This is a genomic window from Bacillus sp. AR2-1 (assembly GCF_008368755.1).
In the GTDB taxonomy this organism is placed as follows: Bacteria; Bacillota; Bacilli; order Bacillales; family Bacillaceae_G; genus Bacillus_A; species Bacillus_A wiedmannii.
Window position 1 is genome coordinate 84,707 of the sequence record NZ_QORY01000018.1, and the last position, 26,412, is coordinate 111,118.

Below are 26,412 nucleotides of genomic sequence, written 5' to 3' on the forward strand. Positions count from 1 at the left end.
TATGTAAGTTGCGCAAGACGCGGCATAAGAAAGGGGCAAAAGGATGAAGGAGCTTCATACGTTTGGGTGGTATGCAGCACGTGTATCACCACATTTGCCGAAAAAAGCATTTAAACCAGTTCCTACACGTTTATTTGGTGGACTGGCTTATTTGCTTGTGGCATTGGCGGGGTTAATATCGATTGGTGTATTTGAATTGAATGTGTGGGCGAATCTAGGAATTGCGATTGTTCTTGGATTATGTTTTGCTTCACTTGGATTTTTAGGACATGAAATTTTACATGGAACTGTTGTAAGAAAAGCATGGCTTCGTGATTTTTTAGGCGCGATAGCATTTATGCCATTATCAACTGGCCCGAAGCTTTGGAGAAAGTGGCATAATGCAACGCATCATGTTCATACACAACATGAAGAAAATGATCCAGATGCATGGCCTACACTTGAGAAACTGAAAAAGAGTAAGTTTTTAAGGTGGGTATATCGCATGCCTCTTCATGTTCGTTCATTCTTTAGTTTTCTGTCACTAACCATTCAATTTACGTTACATTCGACTCGAATGTTCTTTCATTTTATAAAGGAATTTAAGTCATCCAATCAAAAATCTGTATGGCTTCAACTTCTTTTGCCTTGGACTGTTTGGATTAGTTTATTGTTTATTATGGGACCTGGAAAATGGTTATTTGCATATGTAATTCCATTGTTAATTGCTAACTTTATTGTAATGGCATATATCGCAACAAATCATCGCTTAAATCCAATTGTTCCAGTAAATGATCCGTTAGCGAACTGTTTATCAGTAACAGTGCCGCGCTGGGTAGACGTTTTACATTTCAATTTCTCATATCATACAGAACACCATTTGTTCCCTGCTATGAGCTCTAAATACTATCCGTTAGTAAAAGAGAAAATTAAAGAAATGTGGCCGGAACGCTATCATGAGATGCCAATGACAAAAGCTTTGGCAGCGCTATGGAATACACCACGTGTGTATTATCAAGGAAGTGAATTAGTGGATCCGCATAGAGAGCATTTCTATGGTTCTTTAGGAAATGGACTAGATCCTCATAATATTTCATATCGTGAGGAACATATAGAGGAAGAAGAGAGTATTAAAAAAGTAAATCAATAAAAATTGATATATTTTGCAGTGAAAAAGCAAGCCATTTCAGGCTTGCTTTTTTTTATAAAGAGACTTCTTTTTTATTCTTTTTGCTAAATTGAACTGAATTTGTTTCTTTTCTTTGTAATCGTTTCTCTAAAAGATTAACAAAATAAGTAAATAGAAGAACAAGTACGAGGTAATATAAACCAACGATTATGTATGTATCTAATTGTTGGAAGTTACTTGCAGCAATTGATAAACCTGATCCCCATAATTCGGACAATCCTACATATGCAACGAGAGAAGAGTCCTTTAATCCAATAATAAACTGATTTCCTAAAGGAGGAAGAGATTGACGAAATGCTTGCGGTAATACAATACGGCGCATTGCTAAAGGATAAGGCATACCTAAAGAACGAGCGGCTTCCAATTGTCCACGGTCGACAGATTGAATGGAACCGCGGAAAATTTCAGTAATATATGCACCGTTATGGATTGCTAAAGCAATTGCTCCTGCCCAAAAAGGAGTGAAGACAATAATCGATGTAATACCGAAATAGAGAATGGCAATTTGAACAATTAAAGGTGTACCACGAATAATGGCGATATATACATGAGCAATACTATTTAAAATCTTATTGTTAGAGATTCGAAAAAAAGCGAATAGTAATCCAATTAGTGAACCAAGTAATAGGGATGTTAGTGTTAATTGTAATGTGACAATAGTAGCCTTTAAGAGTGTGGGATAAGTAGACATAAAAATTTCAAACATATGTGTCACCTCATATTGTATGGATTTTGGTAGGGAATGAAATACCCCACATAAAAAGTGGGGCATAATGTATGAAACATTTGACTAGCTAATTTACTTCGTTTTTTCCTCTTCGCCGAGAATATTACGCCCAAACCATTTTTTACTGATTTTTTCATACGTACCATCTTTAATGATTTCATCTAAAGCTTTATTTACTTTCTCAACCATTTCTTTATCATCTTTACGAATAGCAATTCCCATTTCATCAAGATTTAATGGTTTTCCAGCTTCTTTTATATTTGATTTACCTTCTTTGATCATACGTAAACCAACCATTTGATCAGTGATTACTGCATCAATACGTCCAGGCTCTAAGTCCATAAGTGCAGTAATATCGCTGTCATATTCTGTGATTTGATCTGTATGTTTTGCAACAAGGTCTTTAAAGGTACTAGCCTTTACAACACCAATTTTTTTACCTTTCAAATCTTCTGGAGAAGAGATAGATGTATTCTTTTTAGCCACAAAAATTTGGGCACCAGAACGATAATAAGGATTTGAGAAACTAACAGCTTTTAAGCGTTCTTCTGTAATTGCCATACTGCCCAATATAGCATCATATTTTTTCGATTGTAGACCTTGAATTAGCGTTTCCCATGGATTTGTAATAGGAGTGGGTTTCATATTCATTTTTTTCGCAAGTGCCTCACCAATTTCCACATCAAAACCGGCAAGCTTTCCGTCATTTTCTTTATAGTTAAAAGGTTTATATAAGCCACTCATCGCATAACGAAATTCTTTTTTACCATTTGAAGAAGTAGTAGCACTTTCCTTACTACAGGCTCCTAGTATGAAGGATGTACATAATGTAATACTCGCAACAATGGTTAATAGTTTTCTTTTCATAAAACCCCTCCTATATATTGATCATACGGATGGTTTTAAGTATGTTACTGAGATATTTTATTTGGACAATTAGTTGTGCACCGTATGAATGTATTTCTTTTCATTTGAAACAGAAGTTACATTATAAAACGTTGCGTAAAAATTGTTTTGCTCGTTCATGTGATGGAGCTGAAAAGAATTGTGCTGGCGGAGCGTCCTCTACAATTTTTCCGTCATCCATAAATATGACGCGATCAGCTACATCTCTTGCGAAATTCATTTCATGAGTAACGATAACCATGGTCATTCCTTCTTCAGCAAGTTCTTTCATAACTTGCAATACTTCTCCAACAAGTTCAGGGTCTAAGGCTGAGGTAGGTTCATCAAATAGCATAATTTTAGGATTCATGGCAAGAGCTCGTGCAATGGCAATGCGCTGCTTTTGACCACCTGACAGGAGGTGGGGAGTTACATCTGCTTTATCTTGTAGACCGACTTTTTGCAAAAGCTGATTTCCAATTTCCTTTGCATTTGTTGTTTCTAATTTTTTTACATGGATAGGTGCTTCTATGATGTTTTCTAGTGAGGTCATATGAGGAAAGAGGTTAAAGTGCTGAAAAACCATTCCGACATTTTCACGGACTTTGTTTAAATTTGAATGCTGTGGATCAATTCGTTCACCTTGTAAGTGAATTTCACCTTCATCGTACATTTCTAAAAAGTTAAGACAGCGAAGTAATGTACTTTTACCGGAACCACTGGCACCAATTAAAACAACAACTTCTTTTTCTTTTACTTGTAAATCAATTCCTTTTAAAACATCAAGCGAGCCGAATGATTTTACTAGATTTCGAACCTGAATCATACAAAACCCCCAGTCAAAATATATTTTACAAATGTTGCCCCTTATTTCTGTTATTAGTCATAAATTGTCAGAATCCTTTATTTTTTTCGGGTAATTTGATATTCAAAGAAATAATGATTTTAAAAATCCCTATATCTTTCTATAACGAAAATATGGATAATAATATATAGGTAGTACTTATGTTGCTTATAAAAAGGGGGAAAGAAGAGATGGAAAAAGAAAGGAAGACATTTTCCTTTGGCTTACGTACACAACTTATGCTATTTACTACAGTTTTAGCTTTTATTACATATTCAACAAGTATATTTTTTATTTACGTGATATACGATTATTTTCAAAGTTATGTAAGTCAAACTGTTTATAATATTATCGTTATGTTATTAGGTGTAGTATGGTCTGGAATTTTAGCGTATGGAGCAGCAATCTTTTTAATTAAACCACTTCGAAAGTTGGAGGAGGCTGCAAGGAAAGCGGCCGATGGCGATATTCGTGAAGATGTCCCGTTACCAAAAGCAGATGATGAAATTAAATCTTTAAGTGTTGCATTTAATATGATGCTAGGGAACTTAAGAGGTATGGTAAAAAATATTGATACTACATTTTCGTATACAAATAATCAAGTTCAGCAAATTAGAAGGCAAACAGGGGAAGCAACAAAGCAAGCACGAGGTGTGTCTGAAACCCTTGCAGAAATTTCTTCTGGCGCCGAGCAATCAGCAGCTTCCATTCAGGCGATTGTTTCTGCTGTTGATACAACAACTTCTATTGCGAGTGAAGTAGAAGAAAAAGCAAAACAGTCTGACGAGCTGTCTTTAGAAATGGTTCAAGCTTTAGGGCAAAGTACACGAGTCTTTACTTCTTTAATTCAAGGTATTCAAACATTGGCAAAAGAAAATGAAAATTCGATGCAAAATGTAAAGAAATTAGAAGAACGAATGAAACAAGTAGAACATATTGTTTCTGTTGTGAGTGAGATTGCTAGTCAAACGAATTTATTAGCACTGAATGCTTCTATTGAGGCAGCTCGTGCTGGAGAGCATGGAAGGGGCTTTGCAGTTGTAGCTGAAGAAGTACGTAAACTTGCCGATGAAAGCGATCATTCTGCAAGAAATATATCGCAGTTATTACGGAATATGCAAGAAGAAGTGCAACAAGTCGCATTGAAAATGACAGAGCAAGTGAAAACGGCTAAAGAAGAGGCGAAACGTGGGGAAGCTACTGAATTAATTTTAAAAGAAATGTCATCAAGTATTATGGAAGTTGCCGATGCAACGAAGCAAATTAGTGGCTATATGAACGAACAAGTGAGTCACATTCATCAAACCGGAGCACAGACGAAGGCTGTAGCAGCAATTGCTGAGGAAACATCAGCTGGTTCACAAGAAGTAGCACGTGTGACGTTGCAACAATCTAAAAATATGGTAGTAATCGATCAATTGTTAAAGGATTTAGAAAAGCAAGCAGCAGACTTGAAACAAACAATTGAACGATTTTCAATGTAAAAAGGAAGAACAGCATTCTGTTCTTCCTTTTTACGTATGAAAGGGTGGGATACTTTGTTGAAAACGAAAAACATTGCAAGGATCATATATGGTTTTCACTTTACGCAATCTTTGAAAGTTAGGGCCGTAATAACTAGTTTGCCAATTTTTAATGTCGATATCGGGCCAATTGATAAAGCTTTCTCGTAAATCTTTAACCGAGCATATGTAACGTGCGTGGACAAGAGCAGGTGAGGAATGAGATTTGCTTTTGTGAGAAATAAATAAAGCATAAGAATAAGGAATCTACATAGAGTTCAATGAAAACAGTTGCAAACTATTCATATTTTGTTATGATAGTGTTACGAAAACGTTTGCATAAATTTATGATGGGATGCAAAAGGAGAGAATGACTATGAAAAAGACATGGTGGAAAGAAGCGGTTGCGTATCAAATTTATCCGCGTAGCTTTATGGATTCAAATGGTGATGGTATTGGAGATTTACAAGGTATTATTGCAAAACTGGATTATTTAAAAGATTTAGGTATAGATGTAATTTGGATTTGTCCAATGTATAAGTCACCTAATGATGATAATGGCTATGACATTAGTGATTATCAAGATATCATGGATGAATTTGGTACGATGGAAGACTTTGATGCTTTACTAGATGAAGTTCATAAGCGTGATATGAAGCTTATTATTGATTTAGTTATTAATCATACGAGTGATGAACATCCATGGTTTATTGAGTCACGTTCATCTAAAGACAATCCGAAGCGTGATTGGTATATTTGGCATGATGGTAAAGATGGTGCGGAACCAAACAACTGGGAAAGTATTTTTAATGGTTCGGCATGGGAATATGATGAAGTAACAGGACAATATTATTTACACTTATTCTCGCGTAAACAACCAGATTTAAACTGGGAGAATAAAGAGGTTCGCGAAGTGTTATACGATACAGTTAATTGGTGGCTTGATAAAGGAATTGATGGTTTCCGAGTGGATGCAATCAGCCATATTAAAAAAGAAGATGGTTTCAAAGATATGCCAAATCCAAAAGAACTAAAGTATGTACCATCTTTTGATAAACATATGAATGTGGATGGTATTCAACCTTTATTAGAAGAGTTAAAAGAAAATACGTTTTCTAAGTATGATATTATGACTGTTGGTGAAGCGAATGGCGTTAAGATTGAAGATGCTGAGCTTTGGGTTGGAGAAGAGCAAGGTAAGTTCAATATGGTATTCCAATTCGAACATTTAAGTTTATGGGATGCAGAAAAGAAGAAAGATCTTGATGTTGTAGGTTTGAAAAAGGTATTAACGAAATGGCAAAAAGGGTTAGAAAATAAAGGATGGAATGCTTTATATATTGAGAATCACGATAAGCCACGTATCGTTTCAACTTGGGGAGACGATAAACAATATTGGCGTGAAAGTGCAACAGCTCTTGGAGCAATGTATTTCTTTATGCACGGTACACCGTTTATTTATCAAGGACAAGAAATTGGGATGACAAATGTTCAATTCCCAAATATTGAAGATTATGATGATGTAGCAATTAAAAATTTATATCGAGAGAAAATTGCAGAGGGCGTATCACATCAAGATATGATGGAAATTATATGGGCTTCTTGCCGCGATAATTCACGTACACCTATGCAGTGGAACGATGAGATGAATGCTGGCTTTACAACAGGTGCATCTTGGTTTGGTATGAATCCAAACTATAAAGAAATTAATGTTGAAAAGCAAAAGAATGAAGAGAACTCTATTTTCAATTTCTATAAGAAAATGATTGCCTTGAAAAAAGAGCACGATGTACTGAATTACGGTACGTATGATTTACTTTTAGAAGATGATCCGCAAATTTATGCATATACTCGTACATTAAACGATGAAAAAATCGTTGTAATTAGTAATATCTCAAAAGAGGTAGCTGTGTATAATGAAGGTTCATTTGCACTAGAACGCAAACGTTTGCTTTTAAATAACTATAAAGTTGCGGAAAATGAACAAGTAACTTCAATCACGTTAAAACCTTATGAAACAAGGGTTTATCGCATTTCATAATAAAAAAGGATGCTCTTAGAGCATCTTTTTTTATGAAAAAAAATAAATTTCTGTTGCAAAGTGAAAACGCTTTTATTAAAATAGATTTATGAAAACGGTTGCGTAAAGATAAAAATAAAGTAACGTAAGGAATCGTTTTCATAATAGAAACAGAAATTATCATTTAAATCATTATGTTGTTATAAATAAAGGGGAGGAAGAACAGATGAAAATTACGTCTTTTGATTTTTGGCAAAAGTTCGGGAAAGCATTATTAGTTGTTGTAGCTGTAATGCCAGCAGCTGGTTTAATGATTTCTATCGGTAAGTTAATTGGGATGTCTGCTGGGGATATTAACGCAGTTCATACAATCGCTCGCGTAATGGAAGACATCGGTTGGGCAATCATTACAAATCTACACATCTTATTCGCAGTAGCAATTGGGGGATCTTGGGCGAAGGATCGCGCAGGTGGTGCATTTGCAGCGCTATTAGCATTCGTCTTAACAAACAGAATTACAGGAGCTATATTTGGCGTAAACGCTGAAATGTTAGCGGATTCAAAAGCGACAGTTTCTTCAGTATTAGCAGGAGATTTAGTTGTAAAAGATTACTTTACTTCTGTACTTGGTGCACCAGCATTAAACATGGGAGTTTTCGTAGGGATTATTACAGGTTTCTTAGGAGCTACTCTATATAACAAATATTATAACTATAATAAACTACCACAGGCATTAGCATTCTTTAACGGAAAACGATTCGTACCATTCGTTGTAATTGTTTGGTCTACAGTCACTGCAATTGTATTATCACTTTTATGGCCGTTCATCCAAAGTGGATTAAATGAATTCGGTCGCTGGATTGCAGCATCTAAAGATAGTGCACCAGTTGTTGCACCATTTGTATATGGAACGTTAGAGCGTTTACTATTACCATTCGGTTTACATCATATGTTAACGATTCCGATGAACTACACAGAGCTAGGCGGAACATATACGATGTTAACTGGTTCAAAAGTTGGACAAATTGTAGCAGGACAAGATCCTTTATGGCTTGCATGGATTACAGACTTAAATAATTTACTAGCAAATGGAGATACGAAAGCATATAACGATTTATTAAATAACGTTGTACCAGCTCGTTTCAAAGCTGGACAAGTTATTGGCTCAACAGCAGCGTTAATGGGTATTGCTTTCGCGATGTTCCGTAATGTTGATAAAGAAAAACGTGCAAAATATAAACCAATGTTCTTATCGGCTGCATTAGCAGTATTCTTAACAGGTGTAACAGAACCAATTGAATTCATGTTCATGTTTATTGCTCCAGTATTATATGTTGTATATGCAATTACAACAGGACTTGCATTCGCATTAGCAGATTTAATTAACTTACGTGTTCACGCATTTGGATTTATTGAATTAATTACTCGTACACCGATGATGGTTAATGCAGGACTAACAAGAGATTTAATCAATTTCGTTATCGTTTCATTAGTGTTCTTCGGTCTGAACTTTACATTATTCAATTTCTTAATTAAAAAATTCAATTTACCAACACCAGGACGTGCAGGTAACTATATTGATAATGAAGATGAGTCATCAGAAGGAACAGGAAATGTACAGGATGGTTCATTAGCAACAAAAGTTATTGATTTATTAGGTGGTAAAGAAAATATTGCTGACGTAGATGCTTGTATGACGCGTTTACGTGTAACAGTAAAAGATTTAGATGTTGTTGCACCAGAAGCACAGTGGAAACAAAATGGTGCTTTAGGACTTATCGTAAAAGATAAAGGTGTACAAGCAGTATATGGTCCGAAAGCTGACGTATTAAAGTCAGACATTCAAGATATGTTAGGTGCGTAATAAGATGAAATTGCTAACTTTAAACTGTCACTCTTGGCAAGAAGAGAATCAACTGGAAAAGATAAAATATCTTGCTAAAGTCATTCAAGAAGAAGAGTACGATGTCATCGCATTGCAAGAAGTAAGTCAGTCGATACAAGCTGAAAATGTATGCGGTAACAAGAAAGAAGATAATTTTGGACTTTTACTATTAGAAGAGTTAAAAGCATTACATGTAAAAGATTACAATATTACTTGGGATTTCTCTCATATTGGTTATGATGTGTATGAAGAAGGATTAGCGATTATAACGAAGCATAATGTTGTAAAAGAAGATACGTTCTTTATTTCAGAAAATAAGGATACAACGTATTGGAAAACACGCAAAATTGTAAGTGCGACAATTGCTTATAATGATAAGAACATCACGTTTTACTCTTGCCACCTCGGTTGGTGGAATGATGAAGAAGAATCATTCAAAGATCAAGTTAATCGTTTGATGGGGCGTGTAGAGAGTAATGAACTTTCCTTCTTAATGGGTGATTTTAATAATAACGCTCGTTTACAAGGTGAAGGCTATGAATATATGATGCAAAAAGGTTTGTATGACACATATGAACTAGCGATAGAGAAGGATGAAGGAACAACTGTCCAAGGTGAGATTGCTGGTTGGGATGAAAATAAACATAACTTACGAATCGATCTAATATTGTGTAACCAAAGTGAAAAAGTTTGTTCTTCAAAAGTCATTTTTAATGGTACGAACAGAAATGTAATTTCAGATCATTTCGGTGTAGAAGTACAAGTAGATATATAATAGAAGAAATCCTCACAGATGATGAAAAGCTGTGAGGATTTTTTTGAGGAATACAAGTATTGCCAAGATAAAATACTTGTATTTTTTATGACATTTCCTATATATTTGTTATTATTGAATGTAAAACTAATTTGGTCATTTTGTATGCATACTTTTTTTACTTCGTTATATAATGAAGTAAGTGAAATATTTAATGGGAAAAATAGTGTATTTTCGTTTAATCCACGATGTAGAAAGTGATATAATTGCAAAATGTATGTATCATTTTCTAAAGAAGGAAAAATATATAATTAGGTGATAACTTCTATGAAACAAATTTGGCGTATTTATAAGACAGATTTACGGAATGTGGCTAAACATTGGGCTGCAATTGTTATTGTTTTAGGATTAATGATTTTACCATCGTTATATGCATGGTTTAACATTAAAGCTTCTTGGGATCCATATGGAAATACAAAAGAGGTTCCCATTGCAGTTTCTAACCAAGATGCAGGCTCTAATTTAAGAGGGAAAGATATCAATATCGGGGACGAGATTGTAGATTCTCTAAAGAAAAACAAGAATCTTGGTTGGAAATTTGTAGACCAAAAGCAGGCGATTTACGGAGTTGAGCGTGGGGATTATTATGCAAGTATTACAATCCCAAAAGACTTCTCTGAAAAAATTGCAACTGTTCTGGATGAAAATCCACAAAAGCCAGAACTTGATTACTATGTAAATGAAAAAGTAAATGCGATTGCACCGAAAATTACAGCAAAAGGTGCATCAGGTATTACGGAAGAAATTAGTAAAAACTTCGTTAAAACAGCAAACGGTGAGATTTTTAAAATCTTCAATGACCTTGGAATCGATTTAGAAACAAACTTACCAAGTATCGAGAAAGTAAAAGACCTTGTCTTTAAGTTAGAAGCGCAGTTCCCAGAAATGAATACATTAATGGATAAGGCGTTAGATGATGCAACTCGAGCAGAGGATATTGTGAAAGTAGCGCAAAAAGATTTACCTGTTGTAGAGAGTGTAATAAATGATGGACAGGAAGCGTTAGCGAATTTAGATAAGTTCTTTGCAAGACAAGATCAAACATTAAAAAATGCTCCAGGGACGATAAGAAATGATTTAGTAGCAGCAAAAGGCGTTATGGATAGTGCGGCTGCATTTACTGACTTTTTAATGAATCCAGGTGTAGAATTAAATATTCCTGACTTGTCTGGAATGAATGGATTACCTGAATTCCCAGCGAGACCAGATCTTTCTAAGTTGAATAGTGATGGCTATAAGAGTATAGCGCAAAATATTAATCAAACAGTAAATAATGTTTTAAGTTCATCACGTGCAGGAACAGCCTATGGAAAAAGTGTTTTAAATGGCTTACAAAATGGCCAATTTGATCCTGAACAAGCAAAGAAAGATTTAAATGCGGTATCAGATCGATTGCAAACTGGTACAGATGGTGTTTCGTATCTTATTAATTTCTTTACTGAACTTCAAAAATCGGCGACGACTGATTTTGGTCAAAGCTTTTTCCAAGGGCGAGTGGATCACTTAACTAATGTTAAAAAAGGTATGGAAAATGCAAATAACGGTATTAAAGATATCGTAAATGTTATTGGTACAGGGCAAGAAGTAAAGAAAGATGTAACAGATGTAGCGAATCAAAAATTAGATGCAGCAAATTCATTAATTGATCAAGCTGAAAAAGATTACAATGAAACATTTGTAGCAGATTATAAAAAAGCAGTTAGCACAGTAGATCAAGCTAAAGTTGATGCGAATGCAGCATATGATAATGCAAAAGCAGACTACGACAAAGCAAAAAATGGCCTTGAAGGTGCAAAAGCAGATTTACAAAAGGCGAAAGAAGATGTACAAAATAGAGGTATTAATGGTTTAGATTCAACGAAAGTAGCTTTAAATAGCTTAAATGGTCAATTCCAATCTGGAATTGGTTTAATTGATGATATGATTCCAGTTCTAGAAAGTACAAATAAGGTTTTAGCAGATGTAAATAGTGATAAAAATCTTAATAATGGAATTGCAAAATTAAATAAAGCGAAAAGTAGTCTGCAAAAAGGTGTAGAGGCAACGAATAAGGGGATTACACTTCTTAACAATGGACAGAAACCTACAAAAGATGTAATTGAAAGTATTAACAACGCTGCGAAGGGCGGATCAGCTCAATTAACAGATGTATTATCGACGTATGATTCAGAAATTGTACCTAACTTCAATACAGCAATCGCTCGTACAAAAGAGATGTCGAAAAATACAACTCAAATTTTAAATGATGCAGACAAAAAGCTTCCAGATGTTAAAAAGTTACTAGAAGATTCATCAAAAGGCTTAGTAGACGGTAAAAAGAAATTAACAGACATTAAGGCTGACATGCCGGAGACTGAGAAAAAGATTAAGGACTTAGCAAATAAAATTCGTGATTTTGAATCTGAAGAGGATATAAAAGACATCATACGCTTATTGAAAAATGATGTTGAAAAGCAAAGTGATTACTTCGCGAATCCAGTAAATTTAAAAGAGAATAAGTTATTTGCGATGCCAAACTACGGTTCAGCGATGTCACCATTCTATACAGTGCTTGCATTATGGGTAGGCGCATTATTAATGGTTTCATTATTAACAGTAGAAGTACATGAAGAAGGCGCGAATTATAAGAGCCATGAAATTTACTTCGGACGTTTATTAACATTCTTAACGATAGGTCTTTCACAAGCGTTTATCGTATCGATGGGAGATATATTCTTACTCGGTACGTACGTAGTCGATAAGTTCTGGTTTGTATTATTTAGTTTATTTATTGGCGGGGTCTTCGTTTGTATCGTATACTCACTCGTTTCTATTTTCGGAAACGTTGGGAAATCGATGGCGATCATTCTACTTGTACTGCAAGTAGCAGGATCGGGCGGAACATTCCCAATTCAAATGACACCAGCGTTCTTCCAAGCAATTTATCCGTTCTTACCGTTCACATATGCAATTAGTGCAATTCGTGAAACAGTAGGTGGAATGCTTTGGGATATAGTAACTAGAGATTTACTTGTGTTAAGTGCTTTCGTAGTAGTTATGATTGTTGCTGCATTATTACTGAAAACACCAATTAACAAATCAAGTGAAAAGTTTGTTGAGAACGCAAAAGGAAGTAAAATTATTCATTAAAAATAAAAGGTTCCTACCGATAGTGGTAGGAACCTTTTTGTTTAATCAAATTTTAACTTCTTTAATGCTTCTGCGAACGGATTGTTTAATGGTTCTTCTTCTTTGTTCTGCTGTTTCATATATTTTTGAACGTCGCGTTTATCAGCTTTGCTTCCAGATTCCTTTTTACGTCTTTCTTGGAATGTGGATAATTTCTCGCGATAGCCACATTTACATGCAAAGATTTGTCCTGCACCTTCACCACGTAATTCTAACTTCTTCTTACATTGCGGACAACGAGCGTTTGTTGTACGAGATACATTTTTACGATGACCACATTCACGGTCTTGGCATACAAGCATTTTTCCTTTTTTGCCGTTTACCTCTAGCATTGGTTTACCGCAGTCTGGACAAGACTTTGTTGAAATGTTGTCATGTTTATATTTTTTATCACTCGATTTAATTTCAGAAACAATTTCTTTCGTATAGTTCTTCATTTCTGAAATGAATACTTCTTTTTTCAGTTTACCCTTTGCAATTGCTTCGAGTTTTTGCTCCCATTCACCAGTTAGTGTAGGAGATTTCAGTTCTTCTGGCACTAAATCAAGTAGCTGACGGCCTTTTGAAGTAATGTGAATATCTTTACCACGTTTTTCAAGTAAGAACGAATTGAATAACTTGTCGATAATATCTGCGCGTGTCGCTACAGTACCTAATCCACCAGTTGATTTTAACGTATCAGCAAGTTGTTTGTTTTGCGTATCCATATATTTTGTAGGATTCTCCATTGCTGAAAGTAAAGTTGCCTCGTTAAAACGTGCAGGTGCTTTCGTTTGACCTGATGTTTGCATAATTAACTTTACAGTTAATGTATCGCCTTTTTCAATGCGAGGTAGAAGTTGCTCTTTTACGTCATCCATTACATCATCATCTTCAAAGCGGTTTTCATATACTTCTTTCCAGCCGGCATGTAAAATTGTTTTTCCTCGTGCAATGAACGTTTCATTGCCAACTTTTGTGCGTAACGTTAGTTGTTCGTATTCGAATGCTGGGAATAAAATGGCTAAGAAACGTTTTACAACTAAATCATAAATTTTACGTTCTTTATCTGTGAAGGCGGAGAAATTAACGTATCCTTCTGTCGGAATAATTGCGTGATGATCGCTTACTTTACTATCATCAACAAATGATTTATTAGCCTTGATAGGCTTTTGTAATACTTTATGTGCTAAAGGACGGTATTCTCCAACGCCACATGCTTTTAGACGCTCTGGAAGTGTTCCAACGATATCAGATGAAATATAGCGTGAATCTGTACGAGGATACGTTAGAACTTTATGTTGCTCATACAATTTCTGCATAATGTTTAATGTTTCTTTCGCAGAGTAACCGAACTTTTTATTTGCATCACGTTGTAATTCAGTTAAATCGTAAAGACCAGGAGAGAATGACTTCTTCTGTTTTTTATCAATTTCCACAACGGTAGCATTATGCTTATCTAAACCTTTTACAATACCATCAATTTTTTCTTTATTAAAACTGCGGCTATTACCATTTGCATCTTGCCAAGTTAGTTTTAACTGATTCGTTGTTTGTGCTTCGATACCGTAGTAAGTTTGAGCTTTGAAGTTCTTTATTTCATCTTCACGATTAGCGATCATAGCGACAGTAGGTGTTTGGACACGACCACAATTTAGTTGAGCATTAAAGCGAGTAGTTAATGCTCGAGTCGCATTAAGGCCGATATACCAGTCAGCTTCTGAACGTGCGACAGCCGAAGCGTATAAATTGTCATATGCTTTACCTGGTTTTAAATTTGCGAAGCCATCTTTAATTGCTTTATCAGTAACAGATGAAATCCATAAACGCTTAATAGGTTTTTGTATTTTAACTTTATCGATAATCCAACGTGCGACTAATTCGCCTTCGCGTCCAGCATCTGTCGCTACAATAATTTCATTTACATCTTTTCTAAGTAGCTGACTCTTCACAGCATTAAATTGTTTCCCTGTTTGTTTAATAACCGTTAATTTCAAGCGCTCAGGTAGCATCGGTAAATCTTCTAAATTCCACTGTTTATATTTCACATCATAGCTTTCTGGATCAGCTAATGTAACGAGATGACCTAAAGCCCAAGTTACAATATATTTACTACCTTCAAGGTAGCCATTTCCTTTTTTATCGCACTTAAGTACACGCGCAATATCACGTGCAACGGAAGGCTTTTCAGCGATTACAACGCTTTTTACCATATTTAAAACATCCTTTCAAATTTCCATACGTTAACTATAGCATACATCTTCTTGAGATTCAGTTTCGCTCCAGATTTGAACGTTTTTTAGTGGGATAACATCTGTTTGAGGGTGAATGATGGCGACAGAACATAATATGCGCCATGATGAGACTATGAGAAATAGATACTTATTTATCCCGCATTAATGGGCAGTAAGACCCCTACCTCAAAATTCAGCGGAAGCCAAGAAGTTAGGTAGGGGATCAACTGCCCATAAAAGCCTGATTGGTTCAACTAATAATCAGTGGGGGATGAACAAAACCCCCACTGATTAAAGTTTCACTTTATTATGCGTATTGTTTTATCAGTTGCTTCTATATGAAATAGAAAAGTAAAGAACTTGTTATTTTACTAGAATAAGAGTAGACTTTGAAGTAGATGAATAATAAACACATGGGAGTTTGTGGATGCAAACTGAGAGTATGACTAATCCGTCATTGACCATTTGAACCTGTTGGATAATGCCAGCGTAGGGAGAGTGTAAAAGCACATGTTCAGGCACTTTGCGTACGCGCAAAGTGCCTTTTTGTGTATCTCCCATCACTATAGTTAGGAGATGAAAAGGATGAATATGAAAGAAATTAGTAAAGTAGTGGATTTGGTGAGAGAGTCTAATCCACTCGTGCATAATATTACAAATGTTGTTGTAACAAATTTTACAGCAAACGGTTTGTTAGCGTTAGGAGCATCACCTGTAATGGCGTATGCAAAAGAAGAAGTAGCAGAAATGGCTAGCATTGCGGGAGCCCTTGTTTTAAATATGGGTACACTTCGTCCTGAAGAGGTAGAAGCGATGTTACTTGCTGGTAAATCAGCAAATGTGAATAATGTACCAGTACTATTTGATCCAGTTGGTGCAGGAGCAACATCGTATCGAACAGAAGTTGCGAGACATATTCCGGCTGAAATTGATTTAGCGATTATCCGCGGAAATGCAGCTGAGATAGCGAACGTTATTAATGAGAGATGGGAAATTAAAGGGGTAGACGCCGGTGTTGGAAATGGCAATGTCGTAAGTATTGCAAGGCAGGCAGCGGATGAATTAAATACAGTAGCGGTGATTACTGGAAAAGAAGATGTTGTTACAGATGGAGAACGAACGATCCTTATTCGAAATGGTCACCCTATTTTAACGAAAGTTACGGGAACTGGTTGTTTACTAACTTCTGTAATAGGAGCATTTGTAGCAGTAGAAAAGGATTATGTAAAGGCAGCAGTAGCGGCATTAACGTTTTATGGTGTAGCTGCGGAACTGGCAGCTGCTAAGACAGTGGAAAAGGGACCTGGTAGTTTCCAAATTGAATTTTTAAATCAGTTAGCGAATACCACTTCGGGTGATATTGAGAAGTATGGGAAGATTGAGCTTATATAGTAAGGAGGGGAACTAGATGCCCTGTATTACAAAGGCTGAAATGTCTAGATTATTATCAGTATATTTTATTATGGGAAGTAACAATTGTGCGAAGGAGCCACTACAAGTATTGAGAGATGCACTTGAAGGCGGTATAACAATTTTTCAATTTCGTGAAAAGGGGGAAGGGGCTTTAACGGGAGAGAAACGTATTTGTTTCGCGAAAGAACTACAAGCAGTCTGTAAAGAGTACGGTGTACCATTCATCGTAAATGATGATGTGGAACTAGCTATGGAGTTAGATGCAGATGGCGTGCATGTTGGCCAAGATGATGAAGGAATTACTTCTGTTCGTGAAAAAATGGGTGATAAAATTGTTGGTGTATCTACCCATACAATTGAAGAAGCACGCTGGGCAATTGAAAACGGAGCTGATTATTTAGGTGTTGGCCCTATTTTCCCAACGAGTACAAAAAAAGATACGAAAGCAGTTCAAGGAACGAAAGGTTTAGCTTATTTTAGAGAGCAAGGAATTACAATACCGATCGTCGGGATTGGTGGCATTACAATTGAAAATACAGCGTCAGTTATAGAAGCAGGTGCGGACGGCGTTTCTATTATTTCCGCGATTAGTTTAGCGGAATCTGCGTATGAAAGTACGAAGAAGCTAGTTGAGGAAGTAAATAGGGGTTTGTAGGAAAACGGAACTTCACAAAAATAGTAAAAAACATAATGGACCGTTAAAAATATTTAAACAAACGTTTGATTAAAAAAGCACAAACCCTTTAAAATTGTCGGTTTGTGCTTTTTCTTTAAAACATAATTGATATTAGGAGCATTCCAATTCCGATAGAGGTGAATGTTGCGATTAGGCCTGGAATCATAAAGCTATGATTTAAAACATATTTACCAATACCTGTTGTACCAGTGCGATCGAAGTTAATGGCAGCAACGATTGTTCCATAGTTTGGAATGAAGAAATATCCATTTACTGCAGGGAACATTGCGATTAGTAGTGCTGGTGGAATACCGAGTGATAATCCAAGAGGCATTAAAGCACGTACTGTTGCTGCTTGGCTATATAGTAAAATAGATAGAATGAATAATGCGATGGCAAATAGCCATGGTGCACTTGTTACTAGGTGCTGAATTGATCCTTGAATCATATTTAAGTTTCCGTTAAAGAAAGTATCTCCCATCCAAGCGATACCGAAAATAGCAACAACAGCTGTTGCCCCCGCTTTAAAGACGTTACCAGACACGATGCTTTCTACATTTGGTTTGCAGAAAATAATAATAAGAGCTGCGATAGTTAACATAACCATTTCAATTGTGTTTGGCATGGAAAGACGAATTAACTTCCCGTCAACCATCCATCCTGGACGAAGTGCTTCAAATGAACCGAGAAGTACGACAAGGAAAGTTCCTACTAAGAAAAGGATAACGGATAGTTTAGCGCCTTTTAAACCAAAAAATTCTTTCTTCTCTTCAATTTTAGGAATCATTCCTTCTTTTAAACGTTTCAAGTATTCAGGGTCTTCATTTAATTCTTTCCCCATTTTGCTAGCAACAAATGCAGCTACCATACAAGCGATGAAGGTAGAAGGAATACTTACTTTTAAAATATCTAATAAGGTGATTTTATAGTCAGCTAGCATTGCTAAAAGTGCAACTGTTGCAGCTGATATAGGGCTAGCTGTAATTGCTTGTTGGGAAGCGATTACGGCAATTGACATTGGTCGTTCCGGTCTAATCCCAGATTCGCGAGAGACTTCTGCGATAACAGGAAGTACAGAATAAGCAACGTGACCAGTTCCTGCGCACAGTGTAAATAAATAAGTAACAATTGGAGCAAAGAATGTAATGCGCTTTGGATTTTTTCGCAATGCTTTCTCAGCTAGATGAACAAGGTAGTCCATTCCTCCAGCGGCTTGCAGTGCACCGGCAGCTGTAATTACTGCTAAAATCATAAGCATTACATCAATAGGAGGAGCTGTAGGTTGTAAGTGGAAGACAAAAACAAGTATTGCCATACCAACGCCACCCATTACTCCTAGACCAACTCCACCTAGGCGTGCGCCAATAAAAATGCAGAGTAGTAACGTAAGAAATTGTAGCCAAAACATGATAAACTACCTCCGGAATTCATTAGTTAAGATATATTTGAATAATTTAATTTGAACGAAAATTAAAACAAATACCCAAAATAATCCTTGTGTTATATACATTTTTTATTATATAACACAAGAAATGTAACATTCACGAACTTTGTTAAATTATTTCGAAAAAATAATACCTTGAAACTTTACATTTGCATCTCTAAATAGGTAGACATTTTAATTCTTATGTTGTAATCTTTGATAGAGAATAATTTAATTCTCATAGAACTCCCATATCGTTCAACTCGTTCAGCGAGAAAGGCAAACTGATGGAAACATTAGGACGCAAAACTACAGGAGCTAAGGTCGAAAGGCTATGCTAGCCAGTTACCGGACGGATAGGGTTGGTCTTGACCAATGCTCTTTTCATTGGTCTTTTTTTTGTTTATAAACAAATGAGAGCCGTTATCATTTATTAATAAAGTGTATATTTTAATAGCGTTACTTTATAGTAAGTTAATTAAGAAAGGTGATGTTAATGAGAAGATATTGGCATAAGCTATCATTTCTTCAAAAAAATGTATTGTTAACTGTGTTAGTTATTTTGACGCTTGTCGGTACTATGGGAGCGTTAAGTTTTAACATGTTTCAAAATAGCATGATGTCTATATTTGAAAGGCATTCTTTTGAAACAGGAGATACGGTATTACATAAATTAGACGCAGAAATATTGAGAGATGTTGCAAAAGACCCAACGGCAGAAAGAGAAAAGAGAGAGAAGTTAACAGAGAAATTAGATGAATCAACGGAAGAATTGAACAGTGTTGGACAAACCTATATTGTTGGAGCGAAAAAAAATGAAAAAGGTGAGCTACAAATCATTGATTTATCTACAGGTTTAGCAAATGTTGTTGAAGTAAGGCCGGGAGAATATTATAAACAACCAGACCTTTGGATGAAAGCATATGATAAAGTAATGAGCACAAAAAAAGCAAACATGACAGAAGTATATGAAGACGCATTAGGAACATGGGTAACGATATTAGAGCCAATTAAGGATGGAGAAGGTAATATTGTGGCACTTGTTGCAGCTGATGTAGATGCTTCTATTGTTCCTAGTACAAAAGAAAAGTTCATTATACAAGGTTTAATGTTTATTTGTATTTCTGTTTTAATTGCAACTTTTATTCAATTCTTAATTGTGCGTAACGCACTTGCTCCATTGCGGGATTTACGTGAAGGATTGCGCAGAGTCGGTGAAGGTGATTTAAGTATTAAATTAGAGGAAAGACCAGATGATATTGGTATTATTAATGCGTATTTTAATAATACCATTGAGAAGTTTAAAGGAATTATAGATAAAGTGAAGCAGACAGCAGAACAGGTTTCCTCATCTTCGCAAGAATTGTCAGTGAGTACGAAAGAGAATAGCATGGCAGTCCAAGGAATCGTAAGTTCTATAGTTGAGTTAAGGGCTGGCGTTCAATCACAAGAAACTTCAGTACCAAAGTATTTAGGTATTGTATATGAAATGGAAGATAGGATGGAAGAGATAACTAATATTGCAAAACAAATGGCGAAAGAGTCTGAAGGTACGACGCATCATTCAGTAAAAGGAAATGGTGTTATTGAACAGACGATTAATCAAATGAACATAATACAAAATGCAGTACAAGATTTATCTTCTATCATTCATTCTTTGGAAACAAGATCAAAAGAAATTAGTGATATTGTAAATGTAATTACAGGTATTTCAAATCAAACGAATTCGCTAGCTTTAAATGCTTCTATTAAAGCTTCACGTGCTGAGGCAACCGGAAAGGGATTTGCCGTTGTTGCTGATGAAGTGCGTAAATTAGCAGAGCAGACGGAAGCATCAGCAAAAGATATAGCGAAATTAATAGGGGAAACACAAGTTGAAACGGAAGAAGCTGTTGTTTCAATACAAAAAGCTTCAAAAGAAGTAGAATCCGGAATTAAACTTTTTCAAAGTAGTGGTGCTTTCTTTGAAAAAATTTCAAAATCAGCACAATCTGTTACAAATCAAGTTAGAGTTGTTTCTAGCAATTCAAGTGATATATTGAAAAATAGCCAAAATATTGTTCGTGTTGTAAATGAACTATCACTTATTGCAAATAAGTATGCAAATAGTAGTAATAATATTGAAGAAAGTATGAAAGAACAGGAAATGTCTGTACAAGATATTGCTGAATTAGCTAGTTCTTTAAGCTGGCTTTCACAGGAGTTACAAGAGTTAATAGGGGAATTCAAAAGTTAAATGCAATGATTATACGTGCTTTTGTTTGTTCAATAAAATAAATCATGCTACAATGAAAACGAATTAAGGACCGGGGAGCCAATTGGCTGAGAGGATGTAAACAAACATCGACCCTCAACCTGATCTGGATAATGCCAGCGTAGGGAGTTACTTAAAGTGATGTAGCATATGTTATTCTATAATAACTTGCATACAAGGCTTTCCTACGCAGTAGGAAAGCCTTTTCTTGTTTTAATATTTCATTTTATAAGGGGGATTTTACTATGTCACAACAAGTTACAATTTCATTTTCAGTAGTACCACAAGCGAAGAACAAAGATGTGTATTCTGTTGTTGATAAAGCAATTGAAGTTGTACAACAATCGGGAGTTCGTTATGAAGTAGGGGCAATGGAAACAACGCTGGAAGGAGAATTAGATGTACTTCTTGATATCATTAAACGTGCGCAACAAGCTTGTGTGGATGCTGGAGCAGAAGAAGTGATTACTTCTATTAAAATCCATTATCGTCCAAGCACTGGTGTAACGATAGATGAAAAGGTTTGGAAGTACCGTGATGAATATGCAAAACCAGAAGCAATCTAAAATAATTACAACAATTTGGCTTATCCTTCTCATAGCGATATGGGAAGGATCTGTTTCATTATTTAAAATTGAACCGTGGATTTTACCGAAGCCTTCTGCCATTGTTCAAGAATTAATTGGAATGAAAGATTTACTATTACCGAATACGATGCAAACGTTACAAGAGGTTCTAATCGGACTGTTTTTTGCGATTTTAATTGGGACAAGTATTGCAATTATTATGGATGTTATCCCTTTATTTCGTATTTTAATAAATCCGTTGCTTGTTATTTCGCAAACGATTCCAATCGTTGTACTTGCACCGTTATTTATTATTTGGTTTGGATATGGAATGCTACCGAAAGTAATGGTAGTAATACTCGTTTGTTTCTTCCCGATTGCGCTCAGCATTTTAGAAGGTTTTCAAACGGTAGATAAAAATATGTTGAAGTTGTTGCAAACGATGAAGGCAACGAAATGGCAAGTTTACCAGAAAGTAAAGTTTCCAGCAGTGCTGCCATACTTTTTCTCAGGTTTAAAAATTGCAGTTACATATAGCGTAATGGGAGCAATTATTGGGGAATGGCTCGGTGCAAGCGAAGGGTTAGGAGTTATGCTTACAAGAGCTACAAAATCCTTTCTAACAGCCCGAGTATTTGGTGTGGCGGCAATTATTGTTATGGTGACATTATGTCTGTATTTTATCGTGGAGTTTATGGCAAGAATAACAGCACCATGGATATATAGAAAGGACGGCAGAAAATGAAAAAAGGTTTAAAAGTTATGCTGGCTGCCTTATTAGCAGTAGGTGTAGCTGGATGTAATCCGGCGAAGAAAGAAGAAAGTGCAAGTAAAGATCAAAAAGTAAAAGTAGTATTAGATTGGTTTCCGAATACGAATCATACTGGCCTATATGTAGCGCAAACGAAAGATTATTATAAAAAGCAAGGATTAGATGTAGAGATTATTCAGCCAGGTGATAATGTGACAGCGGAGCAAATGATAGCTTCCGGAAAAGCTGACTTCGCAATAAGCGCACAAGAAAATGTAACGTTGGCTCGTGTGGAAGGTATTCCTGTTGTATCTGTAGGAGCAATCATCCAACATAATACTTCAGCTTTTGCATCACTTAAAAAAGATAATATGACGTCACCAAAAGATTTTGAAGGTAAACGTTACGGCGGCTGGGGAGGACCAGCAGAAGAAGCGACGTTGAAGACAATCATGGAGAAGCATCAAGCTGATTTTAATAAAGTTGAAAAAATCATCTTAGGACAAACAGATTTCTTTAAATCAATCGGTCGTGATGCAGACTTTGAATGGATATATTACGGATGGGATGGAATTGAAGCGAAGCGCCAAGGAAAAGAGTTAAATACGATTATGGTGAAAGACTTAGACCCAGCGCTTGATTTCTATAGTCCTGTTATTATTACGAGTGAAAAACATACGAAGCAAGATAAAGACTTTGTGAAAAAGTTTATGAGTGCAACGACAGAAGGTTATAATTTTGCAATTAAAGAACCGAAAGAAGCTGCTGATATTTTAATTAAAGCAGTTCCAGATGTGAATAAAGAATTAGTACAAGAAAGTCAAAAATGGTTAAGTACGAAATATCAAGATGATGCAAAAACGTGGGGAGTACAGAAGGAAGAAGTTTGGACGAATTACATGAATTTCTTATATGATAACAAAGTTATTAAGAAGAAAATTGATGTGAAAGATGCCTTTACAAATGAGTTCCTTCCAAGTGAAAAATGAGTGGATTACAAATAAAAGAGATTGTAAAAGCTTTTGATGGAAAGAATGTATTAGCAAATATTAGTGCTTCTATACGAGAGGGAGAGTTCGTTTCCTTTGTAGGACCGAGTGGTTGCGGGAAAAGCACATTATTAAATATGATTGCAAATGTTGAGAAACCAACAAGTGGAAATGTAACGTATAAGGATACGCACGTACAAGAGCAAAATGTTGTAAGTTATATGCCGCAGCAGGATTTATTACTACCTTGGCGATCAGCTTTGCAAAATATAGTTCTTCCATTGGAAATCGAAGGGAAACCGAAAAAACAAAGGCTGACAGAGGGAATGGAAGCATTAAAGCAATTTGAACTAGATGAATATGCAGACCATTATCCAGATGAATTGTCTGGTGGTATGCGTCAAAGAATTAGTTTTTTGCGCACATATTTATGTGAAAAGCCAATTATGCTACTTGATGAGCCTTTTGGAAAATTAGATGCCTTTACAAAAATGGAAGTACATAGCTGGCTTTTAAACTCTTGGCACCAAGAGAAGCAAACAATCGTTATGGTTACACATGACTTAGATGAGGCAATCTTACTTTCGGATCGCGTATTTATTTTATCTCAAAGACCAGCATCAATAGTTGGAGAGGTACAAGTGAAATTACCTAGACCAAGAACGATGGATATGTTAACATCACTTGAGTTAAAGAAGGATAAGGAAGAAATTCTGAGAGTATTAGCTCCTTATATGAAAAAATAGAAAAAGCTCTTACCAGATTTAAATATAATTGCTGGTAAGAGCTTTTTTTTATAGAACATGAAAAGAATGAGAAGGAACAAAAGAAAAAATAGAGAATAGAATATAACAGAGTAGTTTATACTCTTAATATAACAAATGTTAAAGGAGTGAAAGGATAAAATGACTTTATCAACTGTTCTTCAAATGGTTTTAGCTTGATACGGGAGAAGTCTGCCCATTTTTAACGATTAAGCTAAATTGAAGACAGCAGGTAAAGAACCTTAATCCTTTTTTACGATAATATGTAATGGGTAAGGTGTATTCACCTTACCCATTTTTTATATGCACAATTAAATAAGGCTTTTTACTGTTGCTCTCTATTTAGCTTATGAACCATAAGTAGAGGAGAGAAAAAAATGAGTATATTAACAGTAGAAAATTTAAGTCATTCATATGGTGAGAAAACCATTTTATATAATGCGTGTTTTCGACTATTAAAGGGCGAGCATGTTGGGTTAGTTGGGAAAAATGGAATTGGAAAATCAACATTGTTAAGGATTTTAACAGGAGAACTTATACATGATGACGGAAACATTGAATGGTTTCCACATGTGAAGATAGGTTTTTTACAGCAGCATATGGATTTACAAGAGGGGATAACAATTGAAGGATACTTACAAAGTGCATTTTCTAATTTGTATAGGATTGAATGCGAAATGTTAAAAATTGCTGAAGAAATGAATGGAGCAGGAGAAGTAGAAAAACTGTTAGTAAAGTATGGAGAATTACAAACTATATTGGAAAGCTCTAATTTCTATCAAATTCATACAGAAATTGAAGAAGTAGCAATCGGTTTAGGTTTATTTGAAATAGGGTTGAAAAAGGATGTTTCAAAGTTAAGTGGAGGACAGCGAACAAAGTTATTACTTGGGAAGCTCCTTTTAGAAAAAGCTGATGTTTTATTGCTAGATGAGCCAACAAATTATTTAGATACAGCCCATATAGAATGGTTGCAATCGTATTTGAGACTGTATGAAAAAGCTTATGTGATCATTTCACATGACGAAGTATTTTTGAACAGTATTACGAATGTTATTTATCATCTAGAAGAACGGAAAGTGAAGCGGTACGTAGGAAATTATGAAAAATTTGTGCAAAGTTATCAATTGCAAAGGAAACAATTACAATCGGCGCATGCGAAACAGCAAAAAGAAATTGCTCAGTTAGAAACATTTATTCAAAAAAATAAAATTCGAAAAGCGAAACAGGCCAAAAGTCGAGAGAAAGTATTGGAGAAAATGCAAAGGATTGAAAAGGTTAATCATGTACCTCGATCCCGTTTTGATTTCAATGTTTATGAGGAGCCAGTTAGTCGCATATTACAGGCTGAAAAACTAAGGATAGGATATAGTTCTCCGTTATGTCCAGAATTGAATTTGCAAGTGAAAAAAGGAGAAAAGATAGCGATTGTTGGTCATAATGGGATTGGAAAAACGACAATGTTAAAAACGTTATTAGGTCAAATAAAGCCGCTAAGCGGTTCAATTTCTATTGGAGAACGAGTAAATCCTGCTTATTTTGCGCAGGAAGAGTTTGCTTCAGAAACAACACCATTAGAAAAAGTTTGGGCAGAACGACCAGATATGACAAAGAAAGAAGTACGCCAAGCATTAGCAAAGTGTGGATTGAAAGAAGAACATGTATTAAAACCTATTCGTTTATTAAGCGGCGGGGAACAAACGAAAGTACGTTTATGTGAACTTATCGTAACGAAAAGCAATGTTTTAATTTTAGATGAACCGACTAATCATTTGGATATAGAAACAAAGAAGTCTTTGCAGGAAGCGTTACAACAATATAAAGGAACAGTTTTACTTGTCTCACATGAGCCTTCTTTCTATGAAGCATGGATAACAAAAGTATGGAATATAGAAGAATGGGATGCTGAACGATATGAATAAAGAAAAGGCATTAGCTTGTATAAGCTAATGCCTTTTCTTTGTGATTAACATGATTTTCGAGAACTCTTACATGAGAATTGTATGAAGAAGCACTCTTATGGTGCGCTTATAAGCGTGCTTTTTCTTATGTTATGTTTATATTTAGATGCCTTTCCCTAATAGGCGACTATCTTTCTTTGTATATATAGATAGTTTGAAATGGAATGAAAATAATTCCTATATGTAAAGGATAATGTGATTAGTATGGGAAGACAATAGAACTTAAAGGAAATTCATGTAAAATTCAGATGAACTTCACACGAACTTCATATTAGAAACCAATTATAATTATAATAGGTTATTGTAATTATAATTGGTGATTTTTCATAACATTAAAAGTTTGAATTTAGGATAGAGCACTCAAACCTAAATTCAAACTTTAGTGAAAT

At 35.4% G+C, this 26,412-nt stretch carries 19 protein-coding genes, 2 pseudogenes and 3 riboswitches; of the genes and pseudogenes, 15 read left to right on the plus strand and 6 right to left on the minus strand.

Annotated elements, in window-relative coordinates:
* Positions 1 to 43: 43 nt before the first annotated feature.
* Positions 44 to 1,129: a Delta(10) desaturase DesB gene (gene desB / locus DT250_RS21145; RefSeq protein ID WP_064477210.1), complete on the plus strand. Its 1,086-nt coding sequence runs from the start codon at positions 44 to 46 to the stop codon at positions 1,127 to 1,129.
* A 52-nt stretch (positions 1,130 to 1,181) separates the two neighbouring features.
* Here desB and DT250_RS21150 read toward each other — a convergent pair whose 3' ends face one another.
* The 3 genes from DT250_RS21150 to DT250_RS21160 form a co-directional block, all read right to left on the minus strand.
* The gene (locus tag DT250_RS21150) at positions 1,182 to 1,874 is read right to left on the minus strand and encodes an amino acid ABC transporter permease (RefSeq protein ID WP_000461606.1); all 693 of its coding nucleotides are present in this window, start codon (positions 1,872 to 1,874) and stop codon (positions 1,182 to 1,184) included.
* 93 nt (positions 1,875 to 1,967) lie between these two features.
* Positions 1,968 to 2,762 carry an ABC transporter substrate-binding protein gene (locus DT250_RS21155; RefSeq protein WP_046953749.1) on the minus strand — a complete coding sequence of 265 codons (795 nt, stop codon included), beginning with the start codon at positions 2,760 to 2,762 and terminating at the stop codon, positions 1,968 to 1,970.
* Between the two features lie 121 nt (positions 2,763 to 2,883).
* A complete protein-coding gene (locus tag DT250_RS21160) occupies positions 2,884 to 3,606 on the minus strand; it encodes an amino acid ABC transporter ATP-binding protein (RefSeq protein WP_064477213.1) in 723 nt (240 codons plus the stop codon).
* 374 nt (positions 3,607 to 3,980) lie between these two features.
* Here DT250_RS21160 and DT250_RS32825 point away from each other — a divergent pair.
* Positions 3,981 to 4,166 (plus strand): annotated as a pseudogene (locus tag DT250_RS32825) (HAMP domain-containing protein); the annotation flags it as partial.
* Between the two features lie 15 nt (positions 4,167 to 4,181).
* On the plus strand, positions 4,182 to 5,108 hold the full coding sequence (locus DT250_RS21165; RefSeq protein ID WP_414017849.1) for a methyl-accepting chemotaxis protein: 927 nt from the start codon (positions 4,182 to 4,184) through the stop codon (positions 5,106 to 5,108).
* A 30-nt stretch (positions 5,109 to 5,138) separates the two neighbouring features.
* On the opposite strand, the pseudogene DT250_RS21170 reads toward DT250_RS21165, so the two are convergent.
* A pseudogene (locus DT250_RS21170) lies at positions 5,139 to 5,321 on the minus strand (BBE domain-containing protein); the annotation flags it as partial.
* Between the two features lie 181 nt (positions 5,322 to 5,502).
* On the opposite strand from DT250_RS21170, the gene DT250_RS21175 reads away from it, so the two are divergent.
* From DT250_RS21175 to DT250_RS21190, 4 genes are all read left to right on the plus strand, one after another.
* Positions 5,503 to 7,167 carry a glycoside hydrolase family 13 protein gene (locus tag DT250_RS21175; RefSeq protein WP_060486900.1) on the plus strand — a complete coding sequence of 555 codons (1,665 nt, stop codon included), beginning with the start codon at positions 5,503 to 5,505 and terminating at the stop codon, positions 7,165 to 7,167.
* A gap of 205 nt (positions 7,168 to 7,372) precedes the next feature.
* The gene (locus tag DT250_RS21180) at positions 7,373 to 9,010 is read left to right on the plus strand and encodes a PTS transporter subunit IIBC (protein WP_000705549.1); all 1,638 of its coding nucleotides are present in this window, start codon (positions 7,373 to 7,375) and stop codon (positions 9,008 to 9,010) included.
* Positions 9,011 to 9,014: 4 nt separating this feature from the next.
* The gene (locus DT250_RS21185) at positions 9,015 to 9,806 is read left to right on the plus strand and encodes an endonuclease/exonuclease/phosphatase family protein (RefSeq protein ID WP_149213680.1); all 792 of its coding nucleotides are present in this window, start codon (positions 9,015 to 9,017) and stop codon (positions 9,804 to 9,806) included.
* Positions 9,807 to 10,112: 306 nt separating this feature from the next.
* Positions 10,113 to 12,974 carry a YhgE/Pip domain-containing protein gene (locus DT250_RS21190; RefSeq protein ID WP_149213681.1) on the plus strand — a complete coding sequence of 954 codons (2,862 nt, stop codon included), beginning with the start codon at positions 10,113 to 10,115 and terminating at the stop codon, positions 12,972 to 12,974.
* 41 nt (positions 12,975 to 13,015) lie between these two features.
* Here the strand turns inward: DT250_RS21190 and topB are convergent, their stop codons facing one another.
* Positions 13,016 to 15,205 carry a DNA topoisomerase III gene (topB, locus tag DT250_RS21195; protein WP_098856821.1) on the minus strand — a complete coding sequence of 730 codons (2,190 nt, stop codon included), beginning with the start codon at positions 15,203 to 15,205 and terminating at the stop codon, positions 13,016 to 13,018.
* Between the two features lie 424 nt (positions 15,206 to 15,629).
* A riboswitch (TPP riboswitch) is annotated at positions 15,630 to 15,739 on the plus strand.
* A gap of 63 nt (positions 15,740 to 15,802) precedes the next feature.
* Here topB and thiM point away from each other — a divergent pair.
* Together thiM and thiE are read left to right on the plus strand one after the other, a co-directional pair.
* Positions 15,803 to 16,618 carry a hydroxyethylthiazole kinase gene (gene thiM, locus DT250_RS21200; RefSeq protein ID WP_097858171.1) on the plus strand — a complete coding sequence of 272 codons (816 nt, stop codon included), beginning with the start codon at positions 15,803 to 15,805 and terminating at the stop codon, positions 16,616 to 16,618.
* Between the two features lie 16 nt (positions 16,619 to 16,634).
* Positions 16,635 to 17,294 carry a thiamine phosphate synthase gene (gene thiE / locus DT250_RS21205; protein WP_137013141.1) on the plus strand — a complete coding sequence of 220 codons (660 nt, stop codon included), beginning with the start codon at positions 16,635 to 16,637 and terminating at the stop codon, positions 17,292 to 17,294.
* A 115-nt stretch (positions 17,295 to 17,409) separates the two neighbouring features.
* On the opposite strand, the gene DT250_RS21210 is transcribed toward thiE, so the two are convergent.
* A complete protein-coding gene (locus DT250_RS21210; RefSeq protein WP_149213682.1) occupies positions 17,410 to 18,723 on the minus strand; it encodes an anaerobic C4-dicarboxylate transporter family protein in 1,314 nt (437 codons plus the stop codon).
* 283 nt (positions 18,724 to 19,006) lie between these two features.
* Positions 19,007 to 19,091, plus strand: a riboswitch (cyclic di-GMP riboswitch).
* A 143-nt stretch (positions 19,092 to 19,234) separates the two neighbouring features.
* Between DT250_RS21210 and DT250_RS21215 the strand changes: the two genes are divergently transcribed.
* The 6 genes from DT250_RS21215 (at position 19,235) to DT250_RS21240 (ending at position 25,984) form a co-directional block, all read left to right on the plus strand.
* Positions 19,235 to 20,974, plus strand: a complete 1,740-nt coding sequence (locus DT250_RS21215; protein WP_149213683.1) for a methyl-accepting chemotaxis protein — start codon at positions 19,235 to 19,237, stop codon at positions 20,972 to 20,974.
* A gap of 61 nt (positions 20,975 to 21,035) precedes the next feature.
* Positions 21,036 to 21,137: riboswitch (TPP riboswitch) on the plus strand.
* Positions 21,138 to 21,237: 100 nt separating this feature from the next.
* A complete protein-coding gene (locus tag DT250_RS21220; protein WP_000082897.1) occupies positions 21,238 to 21,558 on the plus strand; it encodes an MTH1187 family thiamine-binding protein in 321 nt (106 codons plus the stop codon).
* Positions 21,530 to 22,303, plus strand: a complete 774-nt coding sequence (locus DT250_RS21225; RefSeq protein WP_001057159.1) for an ABC transporter permease — start codon at positions 21,530 to 21,532, stop codon at positions 22,301 to 22,303. Before DT250_RS21220 ends, DT250_RS21225 begins: the two co-directional genes overlap by 29 nt.
* Positions 22,300 to 23,298 (plus strand): ABC transporter substrate-binding protein, encoded by a 999-nt coding sequence (locus DT250_RS21230; protein WP_088061610.1) that lies wholly within the window; start codon positions 22,300 to 22,302, stop codon positions 23,296 to 23,298. Before DT250_RS21225 ends, DT250_RS21230 begins: the two co-directional genes overlap by 4 nt.
* Positions 23,295 to 24,044, plus strand: a complete 750-nt coding sequence (locus DT250_RS21235; RefSeq protein WP_098133561.1) for an ABC transporter ATP-binding protein — start codon at positions 23,295 to 23,297, stop codon at positions 24,042 to 24,044. Before DT250_RS21230 ends, DT250_RS21235 begins: the two co-directional genes overlap by 4 nt.
* A gap of 395 nt (positions 24,045 to 24,439) precedes the next feature.
* Positions 24,440 to 25,984, plus strand: coding sequence for an ABC-F family ATP-binding cassette domain-containing protein (locus tag DT250_RS21240; protein WP_060486909.1), 1,545 nt, complete (start codon positions 24,440 to 24,442; stop codon positions 25,982 to 25,984).
* The last annotated feature ends 428 nt before the right edge of the window (positions 25,985 to 26,412 follow it).

What these genes read in the sequence shown, in the direction of transcription:
- DT250_RS21155 (WP_046953749.1), bottom strand. Translation starts at nt 2,762, where the DNA reads ATGAAAAGAAAACTATTAACCATTGTTGCGAGTATTACATTATGTACA.
- DT250_RS21230 (WP_088061610.1), top strand. Translation starts at nt 22,300, where the DNA reads ATGAAAAAAGGTTTAAAAGTTATGCTGGCTGCCTTATTAGCAGTAGGT.
- DT250_RS21225 (WP_001057159.1), top strand. Translation starts at nt 21,530, where the DNA reads ATGAATATGCAAAACCAGAAGCAATCTAAAATAATTACAACAATTTGG.
- DT250_RS21210 (WP_149213682.1), bottom strand. Translation starts at nt 18,723, where the DNA reads ATGTTTTGGCTACAATTTCTTACGTTACTACTCTGCATTTTTATTGGC.
- thiM (WP_097858171.1), top strand. Translation starts at nt 15,803, where the DNA reads ATGAAAAGGATGAATATGAAAGAAATTAGTAAAGTAGTGGATTTGGTG.
- DT250_RS21235 (WP_098133561.1), top strand. Translation starts at nt 23,295, where the DNA reads ATGAGTGGATTACAAATAAAAGAGATTGTAAAAGCTTTTGATGGAAAG.
- DT250_RS21220 (WP_000082897.1), top strand. Translation starts at nt 21,238, where the DNA reads ATGTCACAACAAGTTACAATTTCATTTTCAGTAGTACCACAAGCGAAG.
- thiE (WP_137013141.1), top strand. Translation starts at nt 16,635, where the DNA reads ATGCCCTGTATTACAAAGGCTGAAATGTCTAGATTATTATCAGTATAT.
- desB (WP_064477210.1), top strand. Translation starts at nt 44, where the DNA reads ATGAAGGAGCTTCATACGTTTGGGTGGTATGCAGCACGTGTATCACCA.
- DT250_RS21175 (WP_060486900.1), top strand. Translation starts at nt 5,503, where the DNA reads ATGAAAAAGACATGGTGGAAAGAAGCGGTTGCGTATCAAATTTATCCG.
- topB (WP_098856821.1), bottom strand. Translation starts at nt 15,205, where the DNA reads ATGGTAAAAAGCGTTGTAATCGCTGAAAAGCCTTCCGTTGCACGTGAT.
- DT250_RS21180 (WP_000705549.1), top strand. Translation starts at nt 7,373, where the DNA reads ATGAAAATTACGTCTTTTGATTTTTGGCAAAAGTTCGGGAAAGCATTA.
- DT250_RS21215 (WP_149213683.1), top strand. Translation starts at nt 19,235, where the DNA reads ATGAGAAGATATTGGCATAAGCTATCATTTCTTCAAAAAAATGTATTG.
- DT250_RS21240 (WP_060486909.1), top strand. Translation starts at nt 24,440, where the DNA reads ATGAGTATATTAACAGTAGAAAATTTAAGTCATTCATATGGTGAGAAA.
- DT250_RS21160 (WP_064477213.1), bottom strand. Translation starts at nt 3,606, where the DNA reads ATGATTCAGGTTCGAAATCTAGTAAAATCATTCGGCTCGCTTGATGTT.
- DT250_RS21190 (WP_149213681.1), top strand. Translation starts at nt 10,113, where the DNA reads ATGAAACAAATTTGGCGTATTTATAAGACAGATTTACGGAATGTGGCT.
- DT250_RS21165 (WP_414017849.1), top strand. Translation starts at nt 4,182, where the DNA reads ATGGTAAAAAATATTGATACTACATTTTCGTATACAAATAATCAAGTT.
- DT250_RS21150 (WP_000461606.1), bottom strand. Translation starts at nt 1,874, where the DNA reads ATGTTTGAAATTTTTATGTCTACTTATCCCACACTCTTAAAGGCTACT.
- DT250_RS21185 (WP_149213680.1), top strand. Translation starts at nt 9,015, where the DNA reads ATGAAATTGCTAACTTTAAACTGTCACTCTTGGCAAGAAGAGAATCAA.